A 19,033-nucleotide genomic window follows, 5' to 3' on the forward strand; every position below is an offset into this window, starting at 1 on the left:
ATGATAATTGTTCGTTTGAATCGATGATTCAAAGTAGAAGGAGGATGCTTATGGCACAACCTATTCAAGAGACTGAGATCAACCAAGACGGCACTAAGCGCTCTCTGAGCAACCGCCACGTGCAAATGATTGCCATCGGCGGTACCATTGGCACCGGACTTTTTTTTGGGAGCAGGCTCAACGATTTCAAAATCAGGCCCGACAATTTTACTTCTTTACGCCGTATTGGGCACGCTCTTTTTCTTTATGATGCGCGCAATCGGTGAAATGCTTTATTCACAACCCGACCAACACACCTTCGTTGGCTTCATTTCTAAGTATTTGGGTAAGGGGCCCGGGGTCTTTGCCGGTTTGACTTACTGGTTGGCTCTGATTTTTGCTGGAATGTCCGAATTGACTGCCATCGCAACTTATGTCAAGTTTTGGTTCCCGACCTGGAATACGGCTGCAATTGAAATCTCTTTTCTCGCCGCCTTGGTTGTGCTGAACATTTTGGCAGCCAGAGCCTTCGGTGAAACGGAATTCTGGTTTGCAATGATCAAAATCATTGCCATCATTTCCTTGATTGTGACCGGGATTTTTATGGTCATGACCGGCTTTAAGAGTCCCGGTGGAGCAACAGCCAGTTTTGGAAACATTTTCCATAACTTTAGCCTCTTCCCTAACGGCTTAAAAGCCTTCCTTGGCTCCATTCCAATGGTCTTCTTCGCGATGGCCGGGATGGAATTCGTTGGCATCACTATTGGTGAAACAAAGAACCCTCGCAAGGTGTTGAAGAAGGCAATTAACGAAACTGTTTACCGTGTCTTGTTGTTTTATATCGGCGCTTTGATCATCATCATGTCCATCATGCCCTGGACAAGTATTACCGCCGGTAATAGTCCATTCGTGCAAGTCTTCAAGTTGGCTGGTTTGCCAGCAGCCGCAGCAGTGATTAACTTCGTGGTTTTGACTTCTGCTTCCTCAGCCTTGAATAGTGTCCTTTTCTCTAGTGGTCGGCACCTCTACCAGCTTTCTCGTGAATTAGACTGGAAGCCCTTAGCTAAGATTGCTAAGGCCGGTATCCCAACGCCGGCCATTCTCTTCTCTAGTGCGCTCTTACTCTTTGCACCGGTGATTGCTTCCATCCCATCTATCAACGATGCTTTCCAGTTCGTTGCTGGTGGTGCCAGTGACCTCTACTTAGTGGTTTACTTGTTGACGATGGTCGCTCACCGACGTTTCCGCGTTTCACCGGAATTCATGCCGGATGGTTTCAAGATGCCTTGGTATCGTTACACAAGCCCAATCACCATTGGGGCATTCGTTCTCGTCTTCTTGTCACTCTTTGCTAATCCAAACGATGCTATCCCGGCGACCGGGGCCATCATTTGGGTCATCGTCTTCGGTGGTTACTGTTACTTACGCTTCCGCAACCAAGAAGTAGCAACCATTTAATTTGCTGTGTTTCGTTCATTCAAGTGCCCGTGTGAACACGGGCACTTTTTGATGCGTTTCAATCAGCTTCCTTCTATTTATATGAGTGCATTCTATCAACCTCCTCTTTGGTACGTTCTTGGTAATTCCCGAATAAATCGAATCAAGCCGTCCAAATCAGTCCGGCCTTTCCTAACCCGGTCCCCGTAGCGCAATCACCGTCAACCGCTCTCCCTCTCTTTCTCCAGTCTAAGTTCAAGTCCCTCTTGACTTTATCTGTTAATCAAAACTGATTCTAGATTTCATGTCATGCTTTGGCACATTTAATAAAAACTGTTTAAGTTTATCCAAAACTCAGGTTTGAACACCAGGCTTTGTGGTAAACTGATTTTGACGATGAATTCTAACCTATTAAGGCTAAAGCACCGCCAGATGTCGCCTGACCCTTCTTTTGTGAGAAACGGGCGGCTCTTGTTTGTTATTACAAACCGTAACCGAATGTCTGTAGGCATTCGGTTGCGTTTTGCATTCCAGAAATACTAGGAGATATTATGCTTGACATTTTTAAAGCCATTATTATTGGTATTGTCGAAGGATTAACAGAGTTCTTGCCAGTCAGTTCGACTGGGCACATTGATTTGGTTAGCCAATTCGTCCAAATCAGCCAGGGTAAAGATTTTGAAAACATGTTTGAATACGTGATTCAATTTGGTGCCATCATGGCTGTTGTAATTTTGTACTTCAGTAAGCTGAACCCATTTAGCGCAAAGAAGACTGTGCGGGAACGCCAGGATACCTGGGTGCTCTGGTTCAAGGTAATCATTGCTTGCCTCCCATCAATCGTGATTGGTTTGCCATTAAACGATTTCATGGATGAGCACTTGCACAAGCCAGCCGTTGTTGCGACTGCTTTGATTGTCTATGGTATCTTGTTCATTGTGATTGAAAACATCTACAAGAACAAGGCCCCTAAAATTAGCAGCCTGGCAACCATCGGTTACAGTACAGCGCTTTACATCGGTTTGTTCCAAGCCTTGTCAATCGTACCTGGTACCAGCCGTTCAGGGGCAACCATCTTGGGTGCCATTATCTTAGGTGCCAGCCGCTACGTGGCCACCGAATTTAGTTTCTTCCTCGCCATTCCAACCATGGTTGGCGTCACAATCCTCAAGGTTGGTTCATACCTCCTGAAGGGCAACACCTTCACGGGTGAACAGTGGGCCGTCTTGGCAACTGGAACCTTCGTTTCCTTCATTGTTGCAGTTATCGCTATCAAGTGGCTGTTGAAGTTCGTGCAAACCCACGATTTCAAGGCCTTCGGTTGGTACCGAATCGTTGTTGGTTTGATTGTCTTCGCCGTGATGTTTATGTAATTTCATCAAAAAAAGTCCCCACTGAGGGGGCTTTTTTGATGCATAGAAAAAGACGAACCTGGCCGCAATTGCAGCTGAGTTCGTCTTTTCTTCTTGAGATATGGAAACTGATTTTTCAGCTTATCGACCAGCCTTTGACTGGTTAACGATTTGTTGGTAACGCTTAGAGGTTAGCCAGTAAATCACCAGGTAAATCAAGATCACAATCACCGTCATCGTGACCATGACTGGGATAAACATTGTTGGGTCAAACAGTCCCAAGGTTTTGAAGACCGTCTTCAAAATTGGGAAGGCAAAGGCTGCGTTCAAAATCAGCAACACAAGCGGCAAACCAAAGAGCAAGCGAATTTGGCGGTTAATCATTTGCTTGGTTTCCGCCAGGCTGAGACCAATTCGTTGCATCTTATTGAAGTTTTGTCGGTCAACCAAGCCTTCAGCAACCTGCTTGTAGTAAACAATCAAAACCGTGGTAAAGGTCAACACAACAGCAGTCAAGACCCCGACAAAGACCAAACTACCAAAGACAGTTTCGATGCTTTGCACAGCATCGGCTCGGTCCGTAACCTGACCACCCGCCTGCTGGAAAATCTCGCTTAAGTCCTTGCTAAAAGCAATTTCGTTTTTCTTCGTGCCCTTCACATCGTAGGCATAGATGTGGGTCACCGCATCCGGCATGTCCGAGATTTCCACCTGGAAGCCACTATCGTTCGTGGCCGGTGCCTGAACATCCTTTAAGAAGGCGTTCAGCTGGCTTTGCTGGTTCACAACCAAGTAATCATAACTTGGGCCGGATGGTGCGGTTGAATCAGGTGCAGTAAATTGGTCGATGGTCTTCACCTTGTAGGTCTGGCCACCAATTTGCAATTTTGCTGGTACCTGCTGCTGATGTGTTGCGTAGATTCCGACCTCATCGCTGGCCAATGAAACAGACTGTCCCTGCCATTTCTTCAAGCTCTCGGTCGTCATGGCCCGGAATACAGGAGCAGACATGACATCCCCCGTTCCAGTAAAGAGGCTGATTCGACCCCCGCCACTAACCTTTACCAAGATGGCGTTAGTCGCTTCCAGTTCATGACTAGCGCTCAAAGTTAAGTTGTGCTTTTGGGCGCTTTGCTGGATCTGATTTAACTGGTCCTTTGTCAACGATTGTGGGCTCGTAATCGTTGTATCATATGGCAGGTACTGACCAAATTTGCTAGTTACCTGCTGCATTGAAATCGCTGCCGTCAAGGCCACGACGATGGTTGTAAACAGCAAAGCAACAGTGGCCAGGCCGGCCCCGTTATTCTTCACGCGGAATAAGAGTCCCGAAACGGGCACAAAATGCTTATCCTGATAGTAGTACTTTTGGTTCTTACGCAAGCGCTTTAAGAGCCAGCCAATCCCGACAATCATCACCAGATAAGTTCCGACAATCACCAAGCCGACCGCCCAGATAAAGGAGACAAGGGCATTCAAGCTTGGCTTAGTGGTCAAAGCCAACCAATAACCAGCAATTAGGATCACAAAGCCCATGATGCCCAAGAAGGCCTTCGCCTTTGGTTCTTTGGCCACCTTTTGGTCGGACTTGGTTAAATCAATCAAGCTTGTTCGACCAATTTTAAACCATTCAATCAGTGCCATCAGGAAAAACAACGCTGCGTAAATCAGCCCAACCGTGACCACCGTATTCCAGTCAAAAGAAACCCGATAATCCTGGTCCCCGGCCAACTGATTTAACACGGGAAAGGCAATAAACAGGGCACCGAATGAAGCCATCAGGCCAATGACCGTCGTGATCAACCAGAGGCCAAGCGATTGCCAGGCCACCACCATGGCACCTTGAAAGCGCGACATCCCCAACATCGAAAGCGTCCCAATTTGTCGTTGGCGCCGACCGGAGACAAAGGAATTGGCATAAAAAATAAAGACTGCCCCGACCAAAAGTGAAAGGACTAAGCCCAAGACCATTACGGCCTTGATAATCTTGCCATATTCGGAAGTAGCAATACTGTGGTTGTTCCGAATGGCAAAGAACATGGCGTTAACCATCAACAAGAAGGCGTTAGCAAAAATAAAGAGGGCGTAATGGCGAAAATCTTTTTTGAGCGTCTGCAGTGCGAAGCGAAGACTCAACATCTTATTCACCTACTTTCGTCAACTCCGTTAGCTGGTTGGAGATGGCTGACAGGTATTCTTCCTGGGTCATCTCGCCCCGGTCTAAGGCAGTTTGAATCCGACCATCCTTGATAAAGAGGGTCTTCTTGGCATAAGATGCGGATAATGATGAATGGGTGACCATCACGATGGTCTGTCCCGCTGCATTCACATCCTGAAAAATCGACAACATTTCTTGAGCCGTTTTGGAATCCAAGGCTCCTGTCGGTTCATCGGCCAAAATCAATGCTGGCTGCGTAATCAAAGCACGAGCAGCGGTGACTCGTTGCCGCTGTCCACCAGAAATCTGACTGGGATACTTATCCAAAAGTTCTTGAATCCCCAAACGTGGGGCCAATTCGTTCAAGCGGCTATCCATTTCGGCCTTAGGGGCCTTAGTCAAAACCAATGGCAAATAGATGTTGTCGCGGTTGTTGAAAATGTCCAAAAGATCAAAAGACTGGAAGATAAAGCCGAGATTTTCGCGCCGGAAAACCGCCTTCTTTCCGTCTGATAAATCAGTGGTTTCCACCCCATTGAGCTTAATGGAACCCTCGATTGGGTTATCAAGGGTGGCCATAATGTTTAACAGTGTCGTCTTACCAGCACCGGACTCGCCCATGATTGCAACATAGTCCCCTTGATTGATGGTCAGTGAAATATCTTGTAAGACCCGCTTGTTTTGGCTATCCGAATAGGACTTCTGTACGTGGGTTAGTTCTAGTAATGCCATTGTTCTTCTCCTTTAGTTCAAATCAATATCGCCGGACTGATTCAGCAAATGCAAATTAGCACCAGCGCCGTAACCGACATGGTAAGCCCGTTTCATTGAAAGCGCGCCGGACTTCGTTTCGGCCTCAACGATTGGCAACTGACTTTGCTCAACTTCAATATCGCCATTTTCGTTGGTGACTTTACCACCGCCGGTAACTGTCACTTGCTGCAATGTAATGTCACCATTTGTATTCCTTACTTGCACTTGATTAACGTTGATGCCTGTTAACTGAATATCACCATTTTCAGTTTGGATCGTCAGTTTTTGTAAATTCGCATTCTCTGGGATAGTAATCTCTAATCGTGTTTCACCTGATTGGAAAATCCTGTTTCTTCCTGATTTTTGACTCACAACCAACTGCTGATTTTCAACCTTCGACTCAAATAATGGCTGACCAGCAGAATCAAGTTCCTGGACAGCATAGTTGTCACCGCTTTTAACCACGATATCAAAGCTATTCGTGTTGACCTTTATTCCTTGAATATGGTCATTTGTCAGCTGGGTCTTGTCTGGACTAATATCGTGCGTTTCCGTTTTGACCCTGGTCAAATAGCGCGCCAAGGTAAAATCAATTTCCCCGGGCTTGGCTAAGACAAAGGAAACACTTGAGAGCACTACCCCCACACTCATCAAAAAGACACCTAATTTCAACGATTTTTTCATTAGACTAAATCCTTTCCCAAAGTTCTACAAGCCAGCGACTTAGGGCAACAATTCCCTGAATAACCTTTTTCGTGACAAAGATAATACCTGGAATTACCAGGAACATCAGTCCAATAAAGATGATACCCAAGCCAGTAAAGAACAGTCCCGACCAAAGAGTATGGAACAATGTGAAGAGGCCGTAAATAAAGAAGGCGACACCAGCCGCCGTGGCCAATAACATCAAAATCGAGAAGACGAAGATGAGCATAAAGAGTGAAAAGAAGATACCACCAAAGAATGGTAGGGTTAGTGGTAACGTGATAATAATCAAGGCTAAAATCAAAACCCGATAAGCCGTTGTGTGCTGCGTTCCATAAGGCGGTACTTGTTCACCGTTCTCGGTATAATAATCTGTCTTAATTTTTGTTGCTAACTCTTCCGGTTGGCCCAGGCTCTTAATCGCCTCTGCATCCGATAAGCCACCGTCCTCAAGATATTCACGATAATACTCTAAGATATCGTCTTTTTCTTTTGTTGGTAATCCTTTAAGTGCTGCTGCTAATTTTTCTAAATAGTTCATATTACTCTCCCAAAATGCCGTTCACCTGCTCAACAAAGGTCTGCCACTCTTTTTTAGCGTCAGCCAGCTGTTCCTCTCCCGTTTGCGTTAACTGATAGTATTTACGGGTTCGTTCATCAAAGATTGCCGACCGGGTGGTGACAAAGCCTTTTTGTTCGAGCCGTCGTAAGATGGGATAGGTTGTCGAATCAGAAATTGGAATAACTTCCTGTATTTTTTTTGTAATTACGTAGCCATAAAGTTCTTCTTCGGACAATGTCTGTAAAACAACCGCCTCGAGAACTAGATTCGGAATCTTTATTTTCATCATCATACTCCTTAACATCTAATACTATATGTCATATGATATAGTTTGTCAAATAGGATAAAACCCTCTTGAAACCCGTATTTTTTAATTTTAAAGAAAAAACTGTCATGTCAATCCCCACTTATCCGGTATCGCCAATCCAGTCGTTACCATCATGGCAGCACAAAAAAGCCAACACCATTAATAACGGTGTTGACTACTAGCAAGAAAGATAATTCAACAAACAATTATCTGACTTTTATATCGTACTGATAAAACTGTTCCTGTCGATGACAATCCAAGGCAACAGGTCAGGCCAAAATACACAGCCATGATCAAGAAGCTGTCCACATCCTATTCTGATTTTGAATCATCGCCATTCAATAAAAAATTATAGGATTGTTTGATCTTATCCTAACGGATTTTTCCAATCCTTTGGTCGGCCCAACGCCCCATACTGCAAAAACAATTGAAGGCCCTCAATTTCTTCCTTACTGAGATCTTCTTCCATCTCGGCCAGATAGGTAAAGGCCCACGAAATCACCATCAACATTATGTTATCACTAGCCGGCGTATTAATTTCACCACTTGCTCGTCCCTTTTTAATCAGGGTCGATATCAAGGACATTTGCGTATTATATAAGTAATCATAAACAATCCTGGAATGCTTAATCACCCGTTGAAATTCAACAAAAATATTCTCACCTAAGAGCTCTTCACACTCTTCCTGCTCCTGTTTAAAAGCATTAATAATTTTGGCAAAGTTCGTCTCTGGGCCTTCTGCCATCATGACAATCGGCTCAAATCGTTTATGGTAAAAGTCCAAAACAACTTGTTCGGTTAGCTCCTCTTTGGTCGGAAAGTACTTATACATGGTGACAATTGAAATATCTGCTTTTGAGCTAACGTCCTTCATACTAGTTGCCCGAATCCCCTGATGTGTCATCAGTTCTGTGGCGGCAGCTAAGATCTTCTGCCGGTTTAATTGTTTTAATTCTTCTCTTTTCACAGGGTTTTGTCTCCTTGGTCGATAATTTATTTTATTATAGGTTGACTTTATTTTCAATAAAAGGTTTAATATGACTTAACAATATTAAAGTTTATTGTGAAAGGACACGTATGGCATATTTAGAATTAAAGAACATTAGGAAATCCTATTTCCTCGGGAAGGAAGAATTTCCCGTTCTCAAAGGCATCGATTTAAACTTCGATCTTGGCGACTTCGTTTCCATCCTGGGTGAATCCGGTGGTGGTAAGTCAACACTGATGAACATTATTGGTGGGCTTGACCGTAACTTCTCTGGTGAAGTTTTGGTCAAGGGCAAGTTGCTAGACCACAAGCAAGAAAAGGAATTAGATCGTTACCGTCGGGAAACGATTGGCTACATTTACCAGTCTTATAACCTGGTTTCACACCTATCCGTCTTAGACAACGTCTTAGTTTCATTAGACATGACGACGTTAAACAAGAAGGAACGCGAAAGCCGAGCCAAGGAACTTTTGCAAAAGGTTGGTTTGGAAAAACAAATCAAAAAGTATCCAAACCAGCTATCTGGTGGCCAAAAGCAACGTGTCGCCATCGCCCGTGCATTAGCTTCCGACCCTAAGGTCATTATTGCCGATGAACCGACCGGAGCCTTAGATGCCGAAAACACAACCGAAGTACTGGAATTGTTAAACGACATCGCCAAAGAAGGTCGTTTGGTCATTACCGTTACCCACTCGCAGGCAGTTGCCGATGCCGGAACACGAATTGTGCGTTTGGCCGATGGTCAAATCGAATCCGACGAGCGTCTCAAGCCTGCCTTTGCAACAACCGATAAAGAAATGCTTGGTTCCCGTCCATTACCTTTGATGGCCAGCATCCGAACTGCTGCTAAACATTTTAAGTACAACATCAAGCATAATTCATTAATTATCTTGGGAACAGCGATCGGCTTGTTTGCCGTAGTCCTATTCTCAGGTCTTGGAAATGGAATTTCCGGCTATATTGGTGATCAAATTGCCAAGGTAGCCAACCCACAGTCGGTAACCGTCTCCCGCTATAGCAAGGAGACCGATGGTGAATCAAATGCTGCCGTCCTACTTGGCGGTGGTAGCAAGCAAGCCTTTACCGCCGACCAAATTAAGCAAATCAAAGACACTTCACATGTGTCAAAGGTTGAAAACTCTTATAGCGCTACCAACGTCAATACAACTTATAACGGTAAATCAGCAACGGTTACTTCATTGACCAACTGGACTTCAGAAGATACGACCGACTCAATCAAAGCCGGTAATGCACCGAAGGAAAATGAAGTGCTCTTAGACGAAACAACCGTGACAAAGCGCCTTGGTTTTAGTAACTATAAGGATGCTATCGGTAAGGAAGTCACGATGACTTACCAAGTCCAAAACGGACAGTCGGCTACTCCAGTGACATTCACTGCTAAAATTGCCGGTGTGACAAAGGCTAACAGCCAAGGTATCGCACAAGGATTAACCAGCACACAAACCATACAAGCTGCAATGGAAAAGTCTGGCCTATCAACTGCCCCAACGTCATTGAACTTGAAGGTTGATAATATGGACAACGTTAAGGCAACTACGAAGAAGATTGATCAAATCAAGGACAGCTCTTCTAACCGTCTTTACAAAACTTCTTCCGTTATGAGTATCATTGATCAAGCTCAGACTTACGTTAACTTAGCAACCAACGTTTTGGCCACTATCGCTGGTATTTCATTAATTGTTTCAGCATTGATGATTATCGTCACGATGTACATGTCGGTTTCAGCTCGAACTAAGGAAATCGGTATTCTGCGTGCCATTGGTGAATCAAAGGGTGACATCCAATGGTTGTTCATTACTGAATCATTAATCACTGGCCTGATTTCAGCAATCTTTGCCACTGGTTTGGCCTTCTTGGTCGAAGCCGGTATCAACGCTGCCTTGAAGGGGACTGCAGATTACGCCTTCGTTCAGATTACTGCCGGTAATGTCACAACAGCCTTCGTCTTAGCAATCTTGATTTCATTGTTGGCTGCTATGCTACCAGCCCGTCGAGCTTCTAAGTTGAACCCAATCGATGCCTTATCAGCTGACTAAGCTTTCCTCATGGAATGAATTAATAAATAATAATGAACCTCAGAATTGCAGCACAGTTCTGGGGTTTTTATGATGGCAAATGCAGGAATGGAGGGTCTCGGCTATTGCCGGAACGGCCCTAATGTTATTAGTAGACTCGCTTCCAGTTCTCAAAAAACATCAATTGTTGCAGAGAATTATTAATACGTCTACAGACCAAGTTTATCAAGCGAAGTAATCCTAAAGAATCCTTTCAATATCAAAAAACACAATATAACAGCGAAAAGAGTCGATGGCATTGAACCCTAAATTTGGTTAGCAACGTGTTTATAATAAAACTTAAAAATTACTTTTTGTTGGACGCTAGGATCGCAAGATACTCCTCAAATCCCATCATTTTTAGCTTGAGTATTTCAAGCTCGTTGGTTTTAAAATCAATTTCCCTTATCTTTTTATTATAATTAAATGATAAAATAATAGAAAGATTTTAATCAAGGGGAGAAGCTAGAATGAAAAATAGGTTTTGGATTTTCAAATGGAAAAAGTACAACAAAAAACTAACTCGTAATAACTCGGACACTCACACTTATTCTCGCTCAAGACATGGTTTATTCAAATCCACACTGCACCAAACATTATCAATCAAAGTGAGGTATCAATCATGATTAATTTATTACGCAATCAAGCATTTCGAGGATTAAGTCTAAGTACATTTTTCCAAGTTATTGGCATTAGCTTCTTTAATATTGTTCTGCTACTAATGGCCAAAAATACCAAAATGCCATCTTTTTGGGTTTCAGTAGTATCAATCGCAACAGTCCTACCTGGAATTACTTCTATTTTTCTTGGCAAAATTTCAAGCAGTATCAAAAATAAGACCAAGTGGGTTATCCTTCTGACCTTAACTCAAAGTCTATTTTTCGGAATACTAGCTGTTCTATTTTTTACGACGGACCAATATATTGCCTCCGCCATCATCGTTAATCTATTGTCGGATATTATTGGAGTCGTCATTAGCTTGATGAAAATGCCAATTATTCAAAATAAGGTTGCTGGAGAAAATCAGCAACAGGCGCTAGGCTTGTACCAGAGTATTTCCTTAATCATGGAGCCGGTTGGTCAAGGAATTGGCGTTAGTTATATGATGGCGACCCATAACTACGTGGTAGGGAGTATCATTAATGCCGTCACTTTACTGATTTCTGCCTGTATTTTATTTATCCATCGTCATGATCTAACATATGAAGAAAAAATGTAGCAGATGGTAATGATCACAAAATTAAAATTCGGACGGTACTTCATTTATTTTCCGATATAACCGCAGTTCCAATTTTTAACATTTTATTATCGATTATTTTAGTTAATGCCTTAGGCACTAGTATTGATGGTATTTTAAACTTATATATCTTAGACAATCCTACGGTTTCTCCATTTCATTTTGGTACAACTATTTTACTAATCAACATCACCTTTGTTTTAGGTAGTATTTTAGGGTCAATTACCGTTAACGACATCCTCAAAAAGGCCAGCATTAAAACGTTAATTACCCTGGCTTCAAGCATCCTCTTCTTGCTCTACGTTGTCCTATTATTAAATCTCAATATCATACTAATCTTAATAGTAGCTTTTTCTATTACGTATATCACGGGAAAGGTGAATCCTAAATTATATGCACTGTTAATGAAAAATAGTGATTCTAAGTCCCTCAGTATCATATTAGGCGTATTAAATAGTGTGTTAACGGTTGCAGCCCCAATCGGAAGTATTATTTTAGTTGGCGGTTACCCCATTTTTGGAAAATTACCAATCCTTTTATTATCGATGGTTGTCTCAATAAGCGTTATTATTTTGATTCAGAAAAGAACCGGTCCCCGGCTGCAAAAATAACAGAAACTATCACCGGTAATTGCTTTCGTTTCAAAGAAACCAACTGTCACATGTAGGGCACAAAAAAAGCACCAACCACAATCGGTTGGTGCTTTTCCATTTTTCTCGTAAAACGATAATGTCAAGATTAACGCTTTGAGAATTGTGAAGCCTTACGGGCCTTCTTCAAACCTGGCTTCTTACGTTCCTTCATACGAGCATCACGGGTCAAAAGACCAGCTTGCTTCAATGCAGGACGGAAGTCTGGGTCAACAACGAGTAATGCACGGGCGATACCGTGACGAGTGGCTCCGGCTTGACCAGAGAAACCACCACCATTAACGTTAACCAAAACGTCATAGTTACCCAATGTATCTGTAGCGTTGAATGGTTGCAAAACAACTTCACGCAAGTTAGGGAAAGGAATGTAGTCTTCGATTGACTTGCCATTCATAGTGATGGCACCGTTACCAGGAACCAAACGGACCCGAGCAACTGAGTTCTTACGACGACCAGTTCCGGCATATTGTACTGCTGCAGTCATATTATCGGCACTCCTTTCTTAGACCAACTTGTTGATGTCAAGTACTTCAGGCTTCTGAGCAGCATGGTTGTGATCTGCTCCAGCGTATACGTGCAGGTTCAAACCTTGCTTACGTCCCAAAGATGTCTTAGGCAACATACCCTTGATTGACAATTCCAACAACTTTTCTGGATCATATTGACGGTAGTTACCGGCAGTACGTTCCTTCAATCCACCTGGGTGGTTTGAGTGATGGTAGTAAATCTTGTCAGTTGCCTTCTTACCAGTCAACTTTACTTCACCAGCATTGATGATGATGACATTGTCACCCATATCAACGTTAGGTGTGAAAGTTGGCTTGTTCTTACCACGCAAAATAGAAGCAACTACTGTTGACAAACGTCCCAAAACGACGTCCTTGGCATCAATGATGTACCACTTCTTTTCGATTTCGCTAGGCTTTGCTAAAAATGTTGTACGCATGGCGCGCTCCTTTGATTAGTTGTTTACATGCTAGGTCGTTCCTTACCTAACTTTTACAATAAGTTTCCGGGGCTTATCGTGAGGTAAACAATACCAATAACCATTATAGCGACTAGGGCTTGTACTGTCAATTATTTTCCCGAATTTCTTACTGATTTTCCATCAATAAAATCAGTTCTATTCAAACTCATTTTCTTCAGAAAAGGATCACAAAAATTCTAATGTTCCCTTTTATGTTACAAAATATTTAATTTAATGTGACAAATGAGTCATTGTCGTGTTATAGTACCTTTATAGGAGGAATCCGTATGCTACATCTTAGAGATATATGGAAAACAAAGCCCTTCTGGATTTTTATCGCTTTAATGAGCTTAATCGTCCTTGGTGGTAACACTGCCATTGCTTCAGCTGGGCCAAACACCCTGCAACAGCAGCAACAAGCCCCCACCAAGTTCGCTCAACCAAGCACACCAATTACAAATATCAGTACTAAATACATCCTGATGAGGCAGGTAGATATCGCAAGCAAACATGCTGAGTAATATGAGTGCCATTGGTTTGCTTTTACGACTGACAAAATCCAGATTCAATCATCGAAAGTGCTGGCTACCCGAATGCTGCCCGGTTTGCTGATAAAGACAAATTGGAGATTGATACTCTTCTCCCCGTCATTTCCATTAGTAAACCGTCGGACTAGCCACGACCCTCTACTTCTCCTCATTAAACTTTTCAGTTGACTGGCAGCACTGATAAAAAGGAGCCCCAACCATGAATAATGGTTGGGGCTTTTTGCTGTTGCCATTAAAATTTTTTACGATTACTCACCTGGGCTTCTCTACTGAGACCACTACACGACTTAATGAATAACTATAAGCCGCTCAAATTAGGCAAAAGTCACCACTTTAGTACCAGCATAGGCGGCTAAGCGAGCAGACTTAAAGGTTAACTCCAGCAACACTTCTTCTTCAGGATGTGGGTGGTTCTTTGAGAAGACAGGGTTAGTGAAGTAAGATTGCACATCCTGCCAAGTTTTCTTGGAACGCACCATAGTTACTTGGTTGGATTCGATTCTAGCCCCGTTTTCATTTAAAGGCGTCATGATGGCAACTTTTGCGTTCTGGTCCAAATCAACAATCTTTGCCGTATCTGGCTGTGAAACCAGGTACCAGACGTTAGGGCGTTCTGGATCAGCCGCAAAGCCCATAATCCGCAAGCTTGGTTGATCATCTTTGGCCGTTGCCACAAAAATCAAACCCCGAGCTGCCTGAATATATTCCTCAAATAATGTCATGTTAACCTCCGTGTGTCGACTACCAGCACTTAATCAGCTAATAAAAAGTGTAAGCTGATTTTTAAAGTGAAAAAATTATCCGAACTCACAAACTATTATACGCTACTTCATCCAAATATAAACCAGCCGCTGGTGCCGTGTAACGTGCCTGTTCCCGGTCTTTGGCAGCAATCAACGCTGGAATAGCATCAACAGGCCGGCGGCCAGTGCCGATTTCCAGCAAAACACCAACCATAATGCGAATCTGGTTATACAAGAAGGCGTTGCCCTCAAAGACAAAAACAAGTTCATGCTCATCTTCTTTGACCTCAATTTCCGCTCTAGTGATGGTTCGAACGGTTGTGGTCGTTTGATTTCCAGAAGCAGCAAAGGTGGCAAAGTCATGTTCGCCAATTAAATCAGGCAGAGCCTGCTCAATTCGTTTGGGGTCCAAATGCCAGTGAAAGTGGCCAGTATAACGCCGCTTAAAAGGATCGACATAGTCCTGAGTCGAAACCCGATAATAGTAGCGCTTCTGATGTGAGGCAAAGCGGGCGTGAAAGTCATCTGAAACCTGGTCCACCTGCTTGATTAAAATATCTCTAGGTAAGATGGTATTCAAGCCCTTGCGAACGCCTGCTCCCGGGATATTAAAAGGCAGATCGAAGTGAACGACCTGACCATTGGCGTGAACGCCGGTATCGGTTCGTGAGGCCCCGACAACCTTAATCCGTTCAACGGGGTTCTTGCCCATCTGATTAACGGCCTTGATTAATTCTCCCTGAACAGTACGGTGGCGTTCCACCCCATTTTTACTTTGTACTTGAAAGCCTAAAAAATCAGACCCGTCGTAAGCGACAATCGCACGATAACGCGGCATCGGCGGCTCCCTTCTTGCTAGTTTTATTTAATTGATCCATAGTAATCCGATAAAAAGAAGGACAAACAGTCCGGTCGCCAAAACAGCCAATAAATCCTGCTTACTAAAGGATAAGACCCGATAACGGGTCCGATTATCCGCAGATTCAAAACCACGAACTTCCATGGCGTTGGCTAAGTCCAGTGCCCGCTGTAAGGCTCCGATAAAGAGTGGAATCAACAGGGGCAAAACGGCCTTTGACCGCTTGATCAGTGACCCAGTGGACAGTGACATCCCCCGCGACTTTTGTGCCTTCATCACCTTATCCGTTTCCAGCATCAGCAATGGCACAAAGCGTAAGGCGATTGAAAGCATCAAGGCCAGTTCAGCAACTGGTACCTTAATCACTTTTAAGGGCTTTAAGAGCGACTCGATGGCACTGGCAATGGCCGTTGGCGGTGTCGTCAGCGTTAGGGCTGTTGACATCAGAACAATCAACACAAAGCGCAAAACCACATAAAGGGCATTAACCAAGCCCGGCAGCGTAATTTTCAAAAACTGCCACTGGAACAAAACTGGTGTTCCTCCGGTAAAGAAAAGCTGGAGGCAGACGGTAAAGATGATTAACCATATCACAGGCTTAATTCCCCGCCAGTAAAGTCCAAGGCTTTGACCCGTTAAAACCAGTGTTAAGGCCAAAAACAAAGTGGCAAGGGCATAGGCCGGCCAGGTATTAGCAAAAATTAAGAGAAAGACATACACCACCGTTACCAAAATTTTGGTTCTGGGGTCGACCCGGTAAAGCCAAGCTGTGCCGGGAATAAATTGACCAATCACAAGGTTATTCATCTCGGTCACCTCCAGTCAAAGAATTTGGCACAGTGACCTGATCCCAATCAACTTGTTCCTTGATTTGTTCAGCCAATTCGGCCACTGATTTTGGCAAATAATCAAAATGATAACCGTGGTCTTCCAGGTACTTTGCAAACGCCACTGGCTCTGGCAAATCCAAAGCATGGTCCAAGAACCACTGCCGGTCACGCAAAAAAAGCTGGTCGGGCGCTTCAATGGCTGCCACACGACCGGCCTGCATCACGACTACTTGGTCTGCAAGCGCTAGCACCTGGTCCATCTGGTGAGAAATCAAAACAACTGTCTTCTGGGCGGCCTTCAGATCCCGTAGCAAGTTCAAAAGTTCCTCTTGCCCCTTGGGATCAAGGCCAGCCGCTGGCTCATCAAAAACCATAGCTTGTGGATCCATTGCTAAGACGCCCGCCAACGCCACTCGACGCATTTGTCCACCTGAAAGATCAAAGGGCGAGTGTTGCCAAAATTCTTCCTTCAAGCCAACCTGAACCAAAGCTTTTTTTGCGAGAATTTCCGCCTCTTCAGCATTCTTGCCAAAATTCTTAGGGCCATACATGACATCTTCTAAGACCGTGCTAGCGAAAAGCTGATTTTCCGGAAATTGGAAAACCATTCCCACCTGGGCCCGAACTGGACCCAATGCCTTTTCCTTGGTTTTACTGGTGACAACTTGGTCACCAACGACAACTTGTCCACCGCTTGGCAGCAAGAGTGCATTCAAATGCTGAACTAAAGTCGACTTGCCTGAACCAGTTTGACCAACAATGGCGGTAATCTGACCGGGTTCAACCGTTAAATTAATATCGTTTAGAATCTGCTCCGAATTTTTTCCGGCGCCATAGTGAAAACTTAATCCTTCAATGTTGATAGCCATGCTGCCAACTCCTGCTTCGTTAAATACTGGTTGGGTGGCTTTGGCAGGGCCTGAGCCAGTTGAGACTCAAACGGCTGGTCTAAGCCAAGTTCTTTGAGTGCCTGTCCCTGGACAAAGAGGTCCTGGGGTCGGTCGTCCAAGGCTAACTGACCGTCATTGATGACGACCAAGCGATCCGCCAAGGCGGCCTCCGCCATGTCATGAGTGATAACAATGAGCGTCAGTTGGTCCTGGTGATGGTGTTTCAGATCCTTTAAAGTCTGCAAAACAGCACTCTTGCCAGCTGGATCGAGCATAGCCGTTGCCTCATCTAAGATAATCACCTTTGGTTTAAGGGCCAGGACGGATGCCAGAGCGACTCGTTGCTTTTGTCCACCCGAGAGCGTGTGTGGTTCTCGGTCAGCAAAATCAGCCATCCCCACCTGTTTCAGGGCTGCTTCGATCATTGCTGGCATCTCTTCAGACGGTACCTGACGGTTTTCCAAACCAAAAGCAACATCGTCGGCAACAGTAGCACCGACAAACTGGTTATCCGGGTTTTGGAAAACCATTCCCACCTGTTCACGGACTTCCGCCAGTGTTGCAACTGTCAGTTCCTGGTCAAAGACTCTAATTATACCACTGTTGGCTTCTAATAGGCCCAGGATGAGCTTGGCAAGCGTTGATTTTCCTGATCCATTATGGCCGACAATCGACAGCCACTGCCCCTCTTGCACTGCAAGGTCAAAGCCATGAAAGAGTGGGTCCTGGTCTGGGTACCCATAAGTCAAATTGTTAATTGTTATTGCATTTTTCATTATCAACATTTTATCATATTTGCAGGCTGAGGGCCGGTCGCGGTAGTTTGGTCGGTGACGAGTTGAGAACCACTGCTTTAGTTAGTAAATGCGGCTTAATTTTTTCTAACTGATGCACTGATCAACACCACAAAAAAAGCCGACCCACATGGTCGACTTATTATTCAATCCTCAAGGCTCAATCTGAAAAGTTCTCTGCCAGTCTTTGTATGGTTCTGATTTCATTTTGTCTGGACCTTTTTCAAGGCGGCGTTGATCCGATCAACCTGAGTTTGCTGATCAACTTTGATAATCAACCAAATCACCAGGTAGGCGGTCACAAAAATCAACCAAAAATTCCAATTTAAGATGCCATGAAAGCCACCCGTTAATTGATCAGTGAGAACGACTAAAGCGAAGGTACCTAAGAGGTGGATGACAATGGCCATCAAATAAGACAAGCGCTCAATCGTAAAAATCAAAGTTAACAGGCCAATCGCAGCACTCATCAAGAGGACGCCAACGATATCCTTTGTTGTGACTTTGATTGTTTGAGCAGACAGCAGCAGGGCTAGTAAATAGGTTAATGAGCCGTATTCCATACCACGGATCATCTTTAAGAACAATTTCTTCATTTTCTCTCCTTATAAGCCTAAGTGACCCATCAGGGTCTTAACATAACGCCGGCTGACTAAGGCTTGGTTGCCACCGGCCAATTCGGCCGTCATATTCCCAGAGAAGCTGTTTGATAACGATTGCAAGTGATCGAGGTTGATAACGGCGTGCTTAGAAATTTGAACAAAGTTTGCCTGACCGAGTCGATCGACAAAATGACCTAACCGCTCTTTAACTAAAATTTGCTGGCGAGTAGTCGTGATGACGAGCTGACCAGCTTCTACATCAATCAAAATCAGATCAGCCACCCTCAACAAAATAATTTCATCGGCTGTTTTGACCGAGAGAATGCCGAATTTTGTGGTAGTAGCCTGCGTGGTAGAAGGCGCCGAGTGGCGGACGCTCTCATCAAAGTTTAAATTTGCTGGCTGGACTGTGGACGCTTGTGCATCTTTCGAGAGCGATTGGTCAGCCATTCCTATAGATGATTTTAGTGGTACAGCTGGATTAGACGGTTTAACCGATTGGTAGCGACGCAAATAAGCCAACAAGTCTGTCACCGCTTGATTAGCCGCTGGGGCTTCAACCGTGACCTCCACCTGATCACCTTTCATTTGATGATT

Annotated in this window: 19 protein-coding genes and 1 pseudogene; 5 read left to right on the top strand and 15 right to left on the bottom strand. The window is 44.2% G+C overall.

What is annotated here, in order from left to right:
* Window positions 1–50 precede the first annotated feature (50 nt).
* Both M3M36_RS02865 and M3M36_RS02870 read left to right on the top strand, forming a co-directional pair.
* Window positions 51–1,437: pseudogene (locus M3M36_RS02865) on the top strand (amino acid permease).
* Window positions 1,438–1,967: 530 nt separating this feature from the next.
* A complete protein-coding gene (locus M3M36_RS02870; RefSeq protein WP_252774339.1) occupies window positions 1,968–2,789 on the top strand; it encodes an undecaprenyl-diphosphate phosphatase in 822 nt (273 codons plus the stop codon).
* Window positions 2,790–2,909: 120 nt separating this feature from the next.
* Here the strand turns inward: M3M36_RS02870 and M3M36_RS02875 are convergent, their stop codons facing one another.
* The 6 genes from M3M36_RS02875 to M3M36_RS02900 all read right to left on the bottom strand — a co-directional run bounded on the left by M3M36_RS02875 (window position 2,910) and on the right by M3M36_RS02900 (window position 8,220).
* Window positions 2,910–4,907, bottom strand: a complete 1,998-nt coding sequence (locus M3M36_RS02875; RefSeq protein ID WP_252774340.1) for an FtsX-like permease family protein — start codon at window positions 4,905–4,907, stop codon at window positions 2,910–2,912.
* A 1-nt stretch (window position 4,908) separates the two neighbouring features.
* Window positions 4,909–5,658: an ABC transporter ATP-binding protein gene (locus M3M36_RS02880; RefSeq protein ID WP_252774341.1), complete on the bottom strand. Its 750-nt coding sequence runs from the start codon at window positions 5,656–5,658 to the stop codon at window positions 4,909–4,911.
* Window positions 5,659–5,670: 12 nt separating this feature from the next.
* Window positions 5,671–6,363, bottom strand: coding sequence for a DUF4097 family beta strand repeat-containing protein (locus tag M3M36_RS02885; RefSeq protein WP_252774342.1), 693 nt, complete (start codon window positions 6,361–6,363; stop codon window positions 5,671–5,673).
* Between the two features lie 4 nt (window positions 6,364–6,367).
* Window positions 6,368–6,925 carry a DUF1700 domain-containing protein gene (locus M3M36_RS02890; RefSeq protein WP_252774343.1) on the bottom strand — a complete coding sequence of 186 codons (558 nt, stop codon included), beginning with the start codon at window positions 6,923–6,925 and terminating at the stop codon, window positions 6,368–6,370.
* A gap of 1 nt (window position 6,926) precedes the next feature.
* A complete protein-coding gene (locus tag M3M36_RS02895) occupies window positions 6,927–7,238 on the bottom strand; it encodes a PadR family transcriptional regulator (protein WP_252774344.1) in 312 nt (103 codons plus the stop codon).
* A 382-nt stretch (window positions 7,239–7,620) separates the two neighbouring features.
* Entirely contained in the window at window positions 7,621–8,220 is a 600-nt protein-coding gene (locus tag M3M36_RS02900) for a TetR/AcrR family transcriptional regulator (RefSeq protein WP_252774345.1), read from the bottom strand.
* A 110-nt stretch (window positions 8,221–8,330) separates the two neighbouring features.
* Between M3M36_RS02900 and M3M36_RS02905 the strand changes: the two genes are divergently transcribed.
* The gene (locus tag M3M36_RS02905; RefSeq protein ID WP_252774346.1) at window positions 8,331–10,298 is read left to right on the top strand and encodes an ABC transporter ATP-binding protein/permease; all 1,968 of its coding nucleotides are present in this window, start codon (window positions 8,331–8,333) and stop codon (window positions 10,296–10,298) included.
* Between the two features lie 640 nt (window positions 10,299–10,938).
* Window positions 10,939–11,535, top strand: coding sequence for an MFS transporter (locus tag M3M36_RS02910; protein WP_252774347.1), 597 nt, complete (start codon window positions 10,939–10,941; stop codon window positions 11,533–11,535).
* Between the two features lie 756 nt (window positions 11,536–12,291).
* Here the strand turns inward: M3M36_RS02910 and rpsI are convergent.
* Window positions 12,292–12,687: a 30S ribosomal protein S9 gene (gene rpsI / locus M3M36_RS02915; RefSeq protein WP_059393905.1), complete on the bottom strand. Its 396-nt coding sequence runs from the start codon at window positions 12,685–12,687 to the stop codon at window positions 12,292–12,294.
* An 18-nt stretch (window positions 12,688–12,705) separates the two neighbouring features.
* Window positions 12,706–13,149: a 50S ribosomal protein L13 gene (gene rplM / locus M3M36_RS02920; RefSeq protein ID WP_059393906.1), complete on the bottom strand. Its 444-nt coding sequence runs from the start codon at window positions 13,147–13,149 to the stop codon at window positions 12,706–12,708.
* A 308-nt stretch (window positions 13,150–13,457) separates the two neighbouring features.
* Here rplM and M3M36_RS02925 point away from each other — a divergent pair, with 308 nt between their 5' ends.
* Entirely contained in the window at window positions 13,458–13,691 is a 234-nt protein-coding gene (locus M3M36_RS02925) for a hypothetical protein (RefSeq protein ID WP_252774348.1), read from the top strand.
* 341 nt (window positions 13,692–14,032) lie between these two features.
* On the opposite strand, the gene M3M36_RS02930 is transcribed toward M3M36_RS02925, so the two are convergent.
* The 7 genes from M3M36_RS02930 to M3M36_RS02960 form a co-directional block, all read right to left on the bottom strand.
* A complete protein-coding gene (locus M3M36_RS02930; RefSeq protein WP_252774349.1) occupies window positions 14,033–14,440 on the bottom strand; it encodes a pyridoxamine 5'-phosphate oxidase family protein in 408 nt (135 codons plus the stop codon).
* 85 nt (window positions 14,441–14,525) lie between these two features.
* The gene (truA, locus tag M3M36_RS02935; RefSeq protein ID WP_252774350.1) at window positions 14,526–15,299 is read right to left on the bottom strand and encodes a tRNA pseudouridine(38-40) synthase TruA; all 774 of its coding nucleotides are present in this window, start codon (window positions 15,297–15,299) and stop codon (window positions 14,526–14,528) included.
* A gap of 27 nt (window positions 15,300–15,326) precedes the next feature.
* The gene (locus tag M3M36_RS02940) at window positions 15,327–16,127 is read right to left on the bottom strand and encodes an energy-coupling factor transporter transmembrane component T family protein (RefSeq protein WP_252774351.1); all 801 of its coding nucleotides are present in this window, start codon (window positions 16,125–16,127) and stop codon (window positions 15,327–15,329) included.
* Window positions 16,120–17,019: an energy-coupling factor transporter ATPase gene (locus M3M36_RS02945; RefSeq protein WP_252774352.1), complete on the bottom strand. Its 900-nt coding sequence runs from the start codon at window positions 17,017–17,019 to the stop codon at window positions 16,120–16,122. The genes M3M36_RS02940 and M3M36_RS02945 overlap by 8 nt, the downstream gene beginning before the upstream one ends.
* Window positions 16,995–17,816: an energy-coupling factor transporter ATPase gene (locus M3M36_RS02950; RefSeq protein WP_252774353.1), complete on the bottom strand. Its 822-nt coding sequence runs from the start codon at window positions 17,814–17,816 to the stop codon at window positions 16,995–16,997. The genes M3M36_RS02945 and M3M36_RS02950 overlap by 25 nt, the downstream gene beginning before the upstream one ends.
* Before the next feature lie 221 nt (window positions 17,817–18,037).
* Window positions 18,038–18,430, bottom strand: coding sequence for a DUF3021 domain-containing protein (locus tag M3M36_RS02955; protein WP_252774354.1), 393 nt, complete (start codon window positions 18,428–18,430; stop codon window positions 18,038–18,040).
* 9 nt (window positions 18,431–18,439) lie between these two features.
* Window positions 18,440–19,024, bottom strand: coding sequence for a LytTR family DNA-binding domain-containing protein (locus M3M36_RS02960; RefSeq protein ID WP_252774355.1), 585 nt, complete (start codon window positions 19,022–19,024; stop codon window positions 18,440–18,442).
* Window positions 19,025–19,033: the final 9 nt, after the last annotated feature.

The sequence above is a fragment of the Fructobacillus americanaquae genome, from assembly GCF_024029775.1.
GTDB classification, from domain to species: domain Bacteria; phylum Bacillota; class Bacilli; order Lactobacillales; family Lactobacillaceae; genus Fructobacillus; species Fructobacillus americanaquae.

Excerpts from the sequence above, each read along its gene's own strand:
- M3M36_RS02870 (WP_252774339.1), top strand. The coding sequence starts at position 1,968 with ATGCTTGACATTTTTAAAGCCATTATTATTGGTATTGTCGAAGGATTA.
- M3M36_RS02875 (WP_252774340.1), bottom strand. The coding sequence starts at position 4,907 with ATGTTGAGTCTTCGCTTCGCACTGCAGACGCTCAAAAAAGATTTTCGC.
- M3M36_RS02880 (WP_252774341.1), bottom strand. The coding sequence starts at position 5,658 with ATGGCATTACTAGAACTAACCCACGTACAGAAGTCCTATTCGGATAGC.
- M3M36_RS02885 (WP_252774342.1), bottom strand. The coding sequence starts at position 6,363 with ATGAAAAAATCGTTGAAATTAGGTGTCTTTTTGATGAGTGTGGGGGTA.
- M3M36_RS02890 (WP_252774343.1), bottom strand. The coding sequence starts at position 6,925 with ATGAACTATTTAGAAAAATTAGCAGCAGCACTTAAAGGATTACCAACA.
- M3M36_RS02895 (WP_252774344.1), bottom strand. The coding sequence starts at position 7,238 with ATGATGATGAAAATAAAGATTCCGAATCTAGTTCTCGAGGCGGTTGTT.
- M3M36_RS02905 (WP_252774346.1), top strand. The coding sequence starts at position 8,331 with ATGGCATATTTAGAATTAAAGAACATTAGGAAATCCTATTTCCTCGGG.
- M3M36_RS02910 (WP_252774347.1), top strand. The coding sequence starts at position 10,939 with ATGATTAATTTATTACGCAATCAAGCATTTCGAGGATTAAGTCTAAGT.
- rpsI (WP_059393905.1), bottom strand. The coding sequence starts at position 12,687 with ATGACTGCAGCAGTACAATATGCCGGAACTGGTCGTCGTAAGAACTCA.
- rplM (WP_059393906.1), bottom strand. The coding sequence starts at position 13,149 with ATGCGTACAACATTTTTAGCAAAGCCTAGCGAAATCGAAAAGAAGTGG.
- M3M36_RS02925 (WP_252774348.1), top strand. The coding sequence starts at position 13,458 with ATGCTACATCTTAGAGATATATGGAAAACAAAGCCCTTCTGGATTTTT.
- M3M36_RS02930 (WP_252774349.1), bottom strand. The coding sequence starts at position 14,440 with ATGACATTATTTGAGGAATATATTCAGGCAGCTCGGGGTTTGATTTTT.
- truA (WP_252774350.1), bottom strand. The coding sequence starts at position 15,299 with ATGCCGCGTTATCGTGCGATTGTCGCTTACGACGGGTCTGATTTTTTA.
- M3M36_RS02940 (WP_252774351.1), bottom strand. The coding sequence starts at position 16,127 with ATGAATAACCTTGTGATTGGTCAATTTATTCCCGGCACAGCTTGGCTT.
- M3M36_RS02945 (WP_252774352.1), bottom strand. The coding sequence starts at position 17,019 with ATGGCTATCAACATTGAAGGATTAAGTTTTCACTATGGCGCCGGAAAA.
- M3M36_RS02950 (WP_252774353.1), bottom strand. The coding sequence starts at position 17,816 with ATGAAAAATGCAATAACAATTAACAATTTGACTTATGGGTACCCAGAC.
- M3M36_RS02955 (WP_252774354.1), bottom strand. The coding sequence starts at position 18,430 with ATGAAGAAATTGTTCTTAAAGATGATCCGTGGTATGGAATACGGCTCA.
- M3M36_RS02960 (WP_252774355.1), bottom strand. The coding sequence starts at position 19,024 with ATGAAAGGTGATCAGGTGGAGGTCACGGTTGAAGCCCCAGCGGCTAAT.